General features: G+C 46.5%; 9 protein-coding genes. 4 read left to right on the top strand and 5 right to left on the bottom strand.

Annotated elements, in window-relative coordinates:
* Window positions 1-240: 240 nt before the first annotated feature.
* Entirely contained in the window at window positions 241-429 is a 189-nt protein-coding gene (locus tag EOO49_RS19180) for a hypothetical protein (protein ID WP_290848732.1), read from the bottom strand.
* Between the two features lie 44 nt (window positions 430-473).
* On the opposite strand from EOO49_RS19180, the gene EOO49_RS19175 reads away from it, so the two are divergent.
* The 4 genes from EOO49_RS19175 to EOO49_RS19160 all read left to right on the top strand — a co-directional run bounded on the left by EOO49_RS19175 (window position 474) and on the right by EOO49_RS19160 (window position 2,899).
* Entirely contained in the window at window positions 474-1,010 is a 537-nt protein-coding gene (locus EOO49_RS19175) for a hypothetical protein (protein WP_290848730.1), read from the top strand.
* The gene (locus tag EOO49_RS19170; protein ID WP_290848728.1) at window positions 1,010-1,213 is read left to right on the top strand and encodes a helix-turn-helix transcriptional regulator; all 204 of its coding nucleotides are present in this window, start codon (window positions 1,010-1,012) and stop codon (window positions 1,211-1,213) included. The genes EOO49_RS19175 and EOO49_RS19170 overlap by 1 nt, the downstream gene beginning before the upstream one ends.
* Window positions 1,214-1,373: 160 nt before the next feature.
* Window positions 1,374-2,123, top strand: coding sequence for an ABC transporter permease (locus tag EOO49_RS19165; RefSeq protein ID WP_290848726.1), 750 nt, complete (start codon window positions 1,374-1,376; stop codon window positions 2,121-2,123).
* Window positions 2,120-2,899 carry an ATP-binding cassette domain-containing protein gene (locus EOO49_RS19160; RefSeq protein WP_290848724.1) on the top strand — a complete coding sequence of 260 codons (780 nt, stop codon included), beginning with the start codon at window positions 2,120-2,122 and terminating at the stop codon, window positions 2,897-2,899. Before EOO49_RS19165 ends, EOO49_RS19160 begins: the two co-directional genes overlap by 4 nt.
* Here the strand turns inward: EOO49_RS19160 and EOO49_RS19155 are convergent.
* The 4 genes from EOO49_RS19155 to EOO49_RS19140 all read right to left on the bottom strand — a co-directional run bounded on the left by EOO49_RS19155 (window position 2,896) and on the right by EOO49_RS19140 (window position 8,581).
* Window positions 2,896-6,096: a gliding motility-associated C-terminal domain-containing protein gene (locus tag EOO49_RS19155; RefSeq protein ID WP_290848722.1), complete on the bottom strand. Its 3,201-nt coding sequence runs from the start codon at window positions 6,094-6,096 to the stop codon at window positions 2,896-2,898. The two genes, EOO49_RS19160 and EOO49_RS19155, sit on opposite strands and share 4 nt — an antisense overlap.
* An 81-nt stretch (window positions 6,097-6,177) precedes the next feature.
* Complete coding sequence (locus EOO49_RS19150) at window positions 6,178-7,239, bottom strand: mannose-1-phosphate guanylyltransferase (RefSeq protein WP_290848720.1); 1,062 nt, start codon at window positions 7,237-7,239, stop codon at window positions 6,178-6,180.
* Between the two features lie 53 nt (window positions 7,240-7,292).
* The gene (locus EOO49_RS19145) at window positions 7,293-7,910 is read right to left on the bottom strand and encodes a SprT-like domain-containing protein (protein ID WP_290848718.1); all 618 of its coding nucleotides are present in this window, start codon (window positions 7,908-7,910) and stop codon (window positions 7,293-7,295) included.
* Window positions 7,907-8,581, bottom strand: coding sequence for an SDR family oxidoreductase (locus EOO49_RS19140; RefSeq protein ID WP_290848716.1), 675 nt, complete (start codon window positions 8,579-8,581; stop codon window positions 7,907-7,909). Before EOO49_RS19140 ends, EOO49_RS19145 begins: the two co-directional genes overlap by 4 nt.
* Window positions 8,582-10,073: the final 1,492 nt, after the last annotated feature.

The following is a 10,073-nucleotide window of genomic DNA, read 5'->3' as shown; positions in this document are numbered from 1 at the left end:
CCGAGGAACGAGGTTCACTGAATCCTTTAAAAAACAATAAAAATCAATGAAGTAAAAGTAAGCCCCGCTGGCAGGCGACGAAAGAAAATCAAAGCCTGCGGCAGCGCAGCTGCCGAAAAACACAAAAAAAGCGCAGCTTTTTTATTTACGCTTCGAGAGCGAAAGAAAGTTCTGAAAAAAAGGAATTTCTTAAAAGAAAAAAGATTGTCTTACAACAATCCATAGCCCGGATGCGGGCAACTAGCCTTTTGCAGAAAAAACCGCATTTTTCTTAGGTTGCAACAGCGACCGAAGGAAGCTCGCTACAACCTCTAGAAAAACCGGTTTTTGCAAAAAAGCTAGTGCCTGCCAGCCGGAAAAAGCTCCCGAAAAAAATCCGCTATTCAAAACATTTTTACTAAAAAACAAAATAATTTTATTGTTTTTCAATAAATACTAGTTAAATTTGATTTGAAATTAAAAACGTAAACTTTATGGAAATCGGAACAAAACAAATCCTAAACTTCCTCCACGTAATCGCGTGGGTACTCTTTATCGGGCTTTGCATCGAAGCCGGAAGTTTCCTCTTTAACATGATCTACTCGATTACGTATCAACCTTTCGCGGCGCAATATTTCGGGCTTCAGGGATTGCTCGCGTTTGACGAAACCAGATTCGTGGCAGTCATGTCGCTAATGACGATTGCCGGCGTACTCAAGGCTCTGGCGCTTTACCGCATCGTGAAAGTCTTTACAGACAAACAACTCAACCTGCACTCGCCTTTCAACCAGGAATTCGGGAAGTTCGTTTTTGCACTTTCGTATCTGACGCTTGGCATTGGGATTTTCTCGTTTTGGGGAGCAAAAAATGTCGAGACGCTTGTAGCCGAAAATATCGTGATGCCAAGTTTGCAGCAACTGCGATTGTCCGGAGCCGACGTCTGGATTTTCATGAGCGCGACTTTGTACGTAATCGGTTTGTTGTTCAAGCGCGGCGTCGAGATGCAACAGGAAAGCGAACTCACGATATAATGGCGATTATTGTAAATTTGGACGTGATGATGGCCAAGCGCAAGATGTCGTTGAACGAGCTGTCCGAAAAAGTGGATATCACGCTGTCGAATTTGTCGATCCTGAAAACCGGAAAGGCAAAGGCGGTGCGATTCAGTACGCTCGATGCGATCTGCAAGGCTTTGGATTGTCAGCCGGGAGATATTTTGGAGTTTCGGGAGTGATGATCGTAATTTTATGACAAGGAACAATGGAAGTCGAACCACGTTGCCATTGCGACGGCTTCCTGTCACTGCTCTGCTACGGCGACAACCCGTATTTTGCGATACCATAAAAATTGCAAAAGCCCACTTTAATGCGTATTTTAGCACATATTTAGAATTCATGATCATAACGCGCTGGCTCACGCAAATCGGGAAATATTTTTTGATGGTGAAGGAAGTTTTCCGGAAACCGACGAAATCGTCCGTGATGCGAGGCCTTATCCTCAAAGAAATTGACGACCTCATCATCGGGTCGCTCGGAATCGTCGCCTTTATTTCGTTCTTCGTCGGTGGCGTCGTTTCGATACAAACGGCTTTGAACCTTACGAATCCTCTGATTCCGAAATATCTGATCGGGTTTGCGACGCGGCAATCGGTCATTTTGGAGTTCGCTCCTACTTTCATCTCGATCATTATGGCGGGAAAAGTCGGGTCGTTCATCACCTCAAGTATAGGAACGATGCGCGTTACCGAACAAATCGACGCACTCGAAGTCATGGGCGTGAATTCACTGAATTATCTCGTTTTCCCAAAAATCATCGCCTTGCTTTTGTATCCTTTCGTGATCATGCTATCGATGTTCCTCGGAATTCTCGGCGGTTGGATCGGCGCGGTCTACGGCGGATTTTCGAGCTCGACCGAATTCGTTTCGGGAATTCAGACCGAATTCATTCCGTTCCACATCATCTACGCCTTCATCAAGACTTTCGTGTTCGCGATCATACTTGCCACAATCCCGTCTTTTCACGGATTTTACATGAAAGGCGGAGCGCTCGAAGTCGGGAAAGCCAGTACGACATCTTTTGTGTGGACTTCGGTCATGATCATCACCGCGAACTATCTTCTAACGCAATTACTTTTGAGCAAATGATAGAGGTCAAGAATGTAATCAAGTCGTTTGGCGACACCACGGTTCTCAAAGGAATTTCGACGATTTTCGAAACCGGAAAGACCAATCTCATCATTGGGCAATCGGGTTCGGGGAAAACGGTTTTGCTAAAGAGCTTGCTCGGAATCCACCGTCCTGACGAAGGAAAAATCTTGTACGACGGACGCGCTTATTGGGATATGACGGAAGATGAAAAAAGAGATCTGCGAACCGAGATCGGAATGGTTTTTCAAGGAAGTGCGTTGTTTGACAGCATGACAGTTGAACAAAACGTCGGATTTCCTTTGCGGATGTTTTCTACCAAGACCAAAGGCGAGATCAAAGACCGAGTGGATGAAGTGATCGCGCGCGTGAACCTGATCGACGCGCATCACAAAAAACCGTCGGAAATCTCGGGCGGAATGCAAAAACGCGTTGCCATCGCGCGCGCTATCGTGAACAATCCGAAGTATTTGTTTTGCGATGAACCCAATTCGGGCCTTGATCCGAAAACTTCTACCGTGATCGACAACCTGATCCAGGAAATCACACACGAGTACAAAATCACGACTGTCGTCAACACGCACGATATGAACTCCGTGATGGAAATCGGCGAAAAAATCGTGTTCCTCAAAGAAGGTTTGCTCGCTTGGGAAGGCACGAAAAAGGAAATCTTCAAGACCGACAATGCGGCAATCGTGGATTTCGTTTATTCGTCCAACCTTTTCAAAAAAGTCCGGAAGGCGCAACTTCGCGAGGACAAAGGCGAATCCATCTAATCGCGAAGCAAATAAACCCAACCTGTTTTCTCGTCTCCAACCTCGTTTTGGATGTAGTAATAATACGTCGCGCTTGGAAGTAAAGTGCCGTCTTTGCATTGTCCTTGCCACTGGTTAACGTAATCGTTCATCTCGTAAACGACCATTCCGTAGCGATTGAATATCTTCACCTTGAGGTTTTCACCTAATCCGCTTAGGTCGAAAGCGTCGTTAAGCCCGTCGCCATTGGCCGAAATTCCCTTCGGAATCGAGCACAAAGTCACTGTAACATTTTGTACGAAAGTTTCCGAACAACCAGCGGCGTTCGTGACTGTAAGCGCGTATTGTCCGGGTGCATTTCCTGAGATATCGGTCGGATTTTCGAACGATTGGAAGTTGTTCGGGCCAATCCACGAATAGGTGACCGAATCGCCTTGGGAAACAGTGGTAGCTCCTAACATCATCCTGTCATTCAAGCATGCCGACGCCAAGACAAATTGCGGCAATTGACCGATCGCTACCTGCAAATCCTGGATTTCAGAAGCGCAACTTCCGATAAAAGCCTGAACCGAATACGTTCCATTGTTGGCCGATGTCGCATTTGGAATCACGGGATTTTGATCGGACGAAGTGAAGCCGTTCGGACCAGTCCATTGATAAGTAGCTCCTGCAACCGTCGACGCCTGCAAATTCAGATCGCCTTGCTGGCAAACATCTTGCTCGAGGAAAGGAACAGGGTTTTCGGGCGTCGGATGGATCGTAAAACCGTGAACCGAAATATCATCTGAGCTACATCCCGACGATTTTGTGTAAATGAAAGTGTAAGTTCCCGGCGCAACAGACGAGGTGTTCCAAGAATTTCCGGTCAAAGTTCCAGAATTGGTTTGTTCAGACCAGGTTCCGCCTGTCTGGAAATTTCCGTCGAGGAACGTCGAAAGGTCGAGGATACCTTGATTGCCGCAGTAAGACTGCTGGCTGTCAGATCCGGCTCTTGCGATCGGCACGATTTGGTCAAGCTCGTATTGCAACGTGATGTCGATGCACGAGTTTGGATTGTCCGTAAAAACACGAACGGAATAAGTCCCCAAATCTGAAGCTGAAAAAGACGCAATCTCAAGTGTAGCCGATGTCGATAATACAGTCGCGCTTCCGACGTGCGTCCACGAATAATTGAGGAAAGCATATTCGGGAACAGACAAACTCGCAGGTTGGCCTTCACAAGACGAACTTGCGGCAATCGCCATGGCATAAGCTTCGGATATCTCGAGAATCCTGTTGACGATGTTTCCGCAAGAATCCGTGACCCGAAAGTTGTAAATTCCGGGTTGCAGATCTGTAAAAATTTCAGATGTTCCGTTGTCGACCGCAAACGGCGCGGTATTGAACGTCGTAATCTCATATTGCAAAGGCGCGATTCCTCCGATGGCTTCCACGATGACGTCAAAAGCGGAATTGTCGCAGGAAAAGTTGTAAGTATTGACGATTTCCGGCGTTTGCAGCACGTCGAATTCGTCGAGAATGTTCAGGCAAAAACGATCGTCTGTCACCGAATACATCGTCCGGAAAGAAAAAACGCGAAAATGTCCCGTATAATTCAGGTTCAACGTCGTTCCCAATTGCAAAAGTCTTGCATTTACGGCCGTTGGAGCAGTGTTGGGTAAATAAGCCGCACCAGTTCCCGGGTGCACCCAATTTCCCGTCAAAGGATTCCATTTTTGAAGCCAGAACGAAATGGCGCCCGAGCTGTTGTCGGAATACGAAACCGAAACATCGAACGCGCCACAATGTTGGGTTACGCCCACATCGGCCGTAAAAGTCAGTCCGGCAACTGTCACCGGAAAATCCCATTCGCTTCCGCAGGTGTTCACGATACGGAATACGTAATCGCCTGCGGGCAAATTGGCTAGCCTGAGACTCAGTGTGGAATCGAGTGCGAAATTCACGTTGTTCGGCAATGGAAACGCGTAAGCAGCAGGAGCGGAAATTATAGCAATGTCGGCAATTCCCTGAAACGCGCGAATGTATACCGACGAGACGCCTTCCAGACAACCCAATTGTACGTTTACCGTAGGATTTCCACCTTGAGGCGCATCTACGGTAAAATATAAATCGTAAGGTTCGCCACAAATATCCAATCCTGTAACGTGATAATTTCCCGCCGGAAGCTGCAGCATCTCGAAAGCGTTCGAGCCAGGACTTGTCATCTCGAGCTCGTGAGGTAAATCGAAGGAATAAGCATCGGACGCTTCAACTACGACAGCAGTCAAAGCCGGACTGATAACGTAATCGGTAAAATTGCAGGACATCGACGTTGGAATCGCCTGTGGCAAGACTGGACTGTTTGCCACGTTTCCGTCATCGGTATAAACATTTCCGCAGACATCGATCACCTCAAAGCCATAAGAATAAGTTTCATTAGGATTTATCGTCACGTTCTCGACAATCGTCAGCACGGTTTGTCCGCCGCTGTTTATCGTATAATTGGAAATTTGCGCCGGACCACTTGGCGGATTCACGGTAAAAGTAACCTGGAGCGGATACCCGAAATTGCCGTTCGTCTCGAAAGTCTGAGTGATTTCGATGGTTTGGCAGTCGATATTTTCTACGTTGGCATTCGCGGTAAAAATAGGCGACACGACGGGAGCGAACGAAAACGTGTAAGTTTTCACGATGGCGTTGCCGCAGTTGTCGGTGACTTTCAAAACATAGGTGCCGCCTTGGCTCACCACGAAAGTGTTGCCAGATTGCGGGCCAAACGTTTGCGGACCTTGCGTAATCTCGAATGTGGACGCATTACCTGAAACGACATTTGCCGCTATGACAGCCGATTGACTGCAAGCGTCAGGCAAGTGTGTGATCTGATAATCCAAATTTTGGATCTGGCTTTCAATCGTGACGTTCTGTTGTTGCGTTCCCGACTGTCCGTTGTAGGTTTGCGTGGCCACGACAAGATAATTGCCGGCGGTCAATCCGGTGAATCCGTTTTGGGAAGTTACCGTGATTGGCGTTGTCGTGTCCGGAAGTGAATACAGACTGAAAAGCAGCGTCGAACCCGGAGCTGTTCCGAGTACCGAAAACTGCATCGTACCATTTCCAGTACAGGTTTCATCAGTGTGAGTTACCGAAAAACTGAAATTGGAAGGCTGAGCGAATGCCGATGCAAAGCACAGGAAAAAAAACAGCACAAAAAGTCTGGAATTTGCGTAAAGCTCGCGCATGCGTTTGTGATTAAGCTTACCCGTAAGATACAAAACCAGCCGAAAAGTTGTGCGTCAAAAGCAGCAAACGAACGAAATGACTTATAATTCGCCCGCCAATCCGGTAATCCGTTTGATGTCTTGCTCTTTGCTTTTCGGATAAATCAGCAAAATGCCTTCGCGATCCACGATAATAAAATCATCCAAACCGTCGACGATGATGAGTTTGTCGGCGTCTGAGCGGATGATGTTGTTGTTGGCGTTTTCCAAAATCACACGAGCGTTCACCACGGCATTGTTACTTTCGTCCTTCGGAAGTTTTTCGTGAAGCGAACCCCAGGTTCCCAAATCGTTCCAATCGAATTTCGCCGGAAGCACGAAGACGTTCGGCGCGTTTTCCATCAGCGCGTAATCGATCGAGATGTTTTCCGCATCGGCATAATTTTTCTCGATGAATTCCTTTTCGGACGCCGTGTTGTAACTGTCATATCCTTTCTCGAACAAAGCCAGCATCGAAGGTTGGAATTTCGCGAAAGCCGCGACCACAGATTTTGCGCTCCAGATGAAAATGCCGCCGTTCCAAAGGAAATTCCCGCTTTCAAGAAATTCTTTTGCCGTGTCATAATCTGGTTTTTCCCGAAATTGGCGCACTTTCTTGATCTCGTTCGCATCCGATTTATCGTACTCGATATAACCGTAACCCGTATTCGGGAACGTCGGTTGGATTCCCAACGTCATCAGTGCATCGTTCGCCTGACAGTAATCGAAACACTTCTGTAGATTTCCCACAAAAGCATTTTCGTCCTCGATCCAGTGATCGCTTGGCGCTACAACCATCAACGCGTTCGGGTTCTGCTTTTTGATCTTGAGCGAAGCGTACAAAATGCACGGTGCCGTGTTGCGCATCGCCGGTTCGAGCAAAACCTGGTCGGGATTTACATCTGGCAATTGCTCCAACACCAAATCGTTGTAGCGTTCGTTGGTCAGGATCAGTATGTTTTCTTTTGGAATGATTTGCGTCAGACGTGAAAATGTCTTTTGGATAAGGGTTTCGCCCGATCCCAACATATCGTGGAACTGTTTTGGGAATTCGGCTGTGCTGACGGGCCAAAAGCGCGATCCGACGCCGCCTGCCATAAGTATTGCGTAGTAATTTTTGTTCATCTCTTTGTTTTCTACCCTAAAGATTCTCATTGGCGCAGGAAAAACAAAATCATTTAATCCAGCTTTAACAATTGTGGTAAAATTTCGACCTCGGCATTTGGATTGAAAAGGTACATTCTGCCCGATTTCACCTCGACACACTCGTATCTTTTCGTCCGAAGCGCGCCTTTCTGGAAGATCTTTCCGTTGTGGATCTTGAACAAAGCGCCATAAGGCAACTGGAAAACATAATGTTTGTCGCCCGTTTTCTCGTCGTATTCCTTGAGCGCCAAAGACAAAGTCGTGTCAGTGTCGCTACTCGCCGACGGATTCTTGAAATGACGCGCCAAAAGCGGCAACAACACATTCGGGAAAATCTCAGGCCTTATGAACGGGATCATCAATCGCTGAAATGTCAACTTCCATTCGTTCCCATGCGGTTTGATATTGCGCCCGAATTTCTCGAAAGCAACCAAATGCGAAATTTCGTGCACCAACGTAATCAGGAACCTGTATTTATTCAGGCTGCCGTTGACCGTAATTTCGTGCTTGCCCGAATAGCCTTTCCGGTAATCGCCATGTCGCGTAACGCGTTCATTGACGATTTTCAGATGCACTTCATTGGCGACGATCAGCTCGAAAATCGGCTTTACGGCGGCTTCTGGCAAATATTTGGTCAGGGTTTCGTTCATGGTGTCGTGGCAGCGACTTGCAGTACTTTTCCGTTGTAAAATTTATTTCCCGTCAAGGTGAATTCGGCAATGTATGTGGCCATTTCACTGGCCTGAAGCGGTGCTTGGTAACCCGGAAACGCCTCGGCCAGCATTTCTGTCTGAACTGATCCCAGAGCCAAAACGTTGAACGAAATGCCTTGTTCCTTGTATTCTTCGGCCAATAGTTCAGACAGTGTGATAACCGCGCCTTTGCTCGAAGAATAAGCGGCCAATCCCGAGAATTTCATCGTTCCTTGCACGCCGCCCATACTCGAGATCGTAACGACGTGACTTCCTCTTTTGAGATACGGAATCGCGATCCTGTTCAAAGCTGCAACGCCAAAAACGTTCACTCGGTAGACTTTCTCGAAATCTTCCAAACTCAGGTCTTCAAAAGGTTTGAGTACCAAAGCTGCGGCATTGTGAACGATCGCGTCGACTTTTTCCCAGGTTTGCAAAAAATCAGAAACTTGGTCGAGTTGGTTTTCGTCAGATAAGTCCACTTGCAAATACGTCACGTTTTCGTGCTTTAGTAAATCTGGGTTTGATTTTCTCGACAGCGCCAAGATTTTGTGCCCGGAGTTTGCCAGTTGCAATGCTAGTTCCAAGCCGATACCGCGACTTGTTCCGGTTATGATTATGTTTTTCATTTTGGATTTTTCGTTTTGTAAAGATACGAATCAAAGTGTTTTTTTCTTTTTAAAGCTTTTTCCGGCTAACGTAGCACTAGCTTTCTTTAAAAATCCTGTTTTTCTAGAGGTTGCAACGAGCTTCCTTCGGTCGCTGTCGCAACCTAAGAAAAATTTGGTTTTTTCTGCGAAAGGCTAGTTGCCCGCATCCGGGCTATGATTGTCGTAAGATGATCCTTTCTTTTTTAAACACAATTTTATTTTACGGACATTTTTTTCTCTCGAAGCCTAAAATAAAAAAGCTGTGCTTTTTTTGGTGTTTGCGGCAGCTGCGCTGCCGGATGTTGTAGTTCGTCGCCTTCCGCGGGACTACTTTTGCCTGGCCGCAAAAGTAGCAAAAAGGCCTTGCGGCTGAACCAAAAAAGCGACCTGACAGCCTTGAAATTTGGAAAAGAGGCGAACAATGCGCTGTGCCGCTTACGCCTCTTTTTTCCCAAATTTCAAGACGTCAGGTGCCCGCGTTTTGTGCTTAGGCCGCGGACTAATTTGAAGTGTTTATTTGCTTTTTAGCTTGCTTCGCTGTGCTAAAAATTGTCTCCGCAGGAAATTTTTTGTTTGCGAGAACTTTCCGGTTGTCTTCGTAGCAAAAAAAAGGTGTGTCTTTGACGGAAACAATCGGTTGGCTTTGATCGAAAATCTCGGGTTTTTACGTTTTGCCCAAAACAACCATCAAGATCAAAAACCTTAACATTTTCTACAGAAAATCTGTAATCGAATCCCAGTTTTTTCCGCGAACTTCGGCCAGACCTAACAAATCTCCGAGATTTGTTAGGTCTTAGGAAAATGTGGTCTCTCATGGATTTCGAGTGGCCTTTTAGACCTTTTAAGAAAACAAGTTTTAGAAGATAGAAGTTTCCGGTTGTCCAAAGGAAAAAAAAGCTATGTCTTTAACGGCGAAGATGGGTTGCCGTTGACCGAGACTCTTGGGTTTTCACTTCTGCATGAAACAAACATCTGATCAAAACAAACATCTGATCAAAAACCTTAACATTTTCTACAGAAAAGCTGTAATCAACTCCCAGATTTTTCCCCGAACTTCGGCCAGACCTAACAAATCTCGGAGATTTGTTAGGTCTTAGGAAAATGCGGCTTCCCGCGAGTTTTCGACTGGTTTTTTGGCTGTTTCAAAGCACGGGTTTGCAATGCCAAAAGTTTCCTGTGACGACGTTATGGAAACGATTCTGGCGATTGAGGAAAAAAGGTGTTTCGGAGACGCATTTTTCCAAAGCGACAGCGGCGGAAAAATGTCAATAAACACTTTCCAATCAGTCCGGCATTTGAGCGTTTTGGCGGGCACCTGACGTCTTGCAAATTCCCGCAAATGGAAGTTGTTCGAGCCACCCAAAAGTTTCTACATTCGAGAAAAAGTTCCGGCGAGTTCTTTCATTTGCGGAATTTGCAAGGCTGTCAGGTCGCCAAAATCGGTCGTGCCGCGAGCCTTTTTGTTACTTTT

Origin of the sequence: Flavobacterium sp. (genome assembly GCF_004295795.1) — a bacterium.
Lineage (GTDB): Bacteria > Bacteroidota > Bacteroidia > Flavobacteriales > Flavobacteriaceae > Flavobacterium.
Note: the sequence above shows the minus strand (reverse complement) of the source record. Positions and strands in the feature narration are given on the sequence as shown.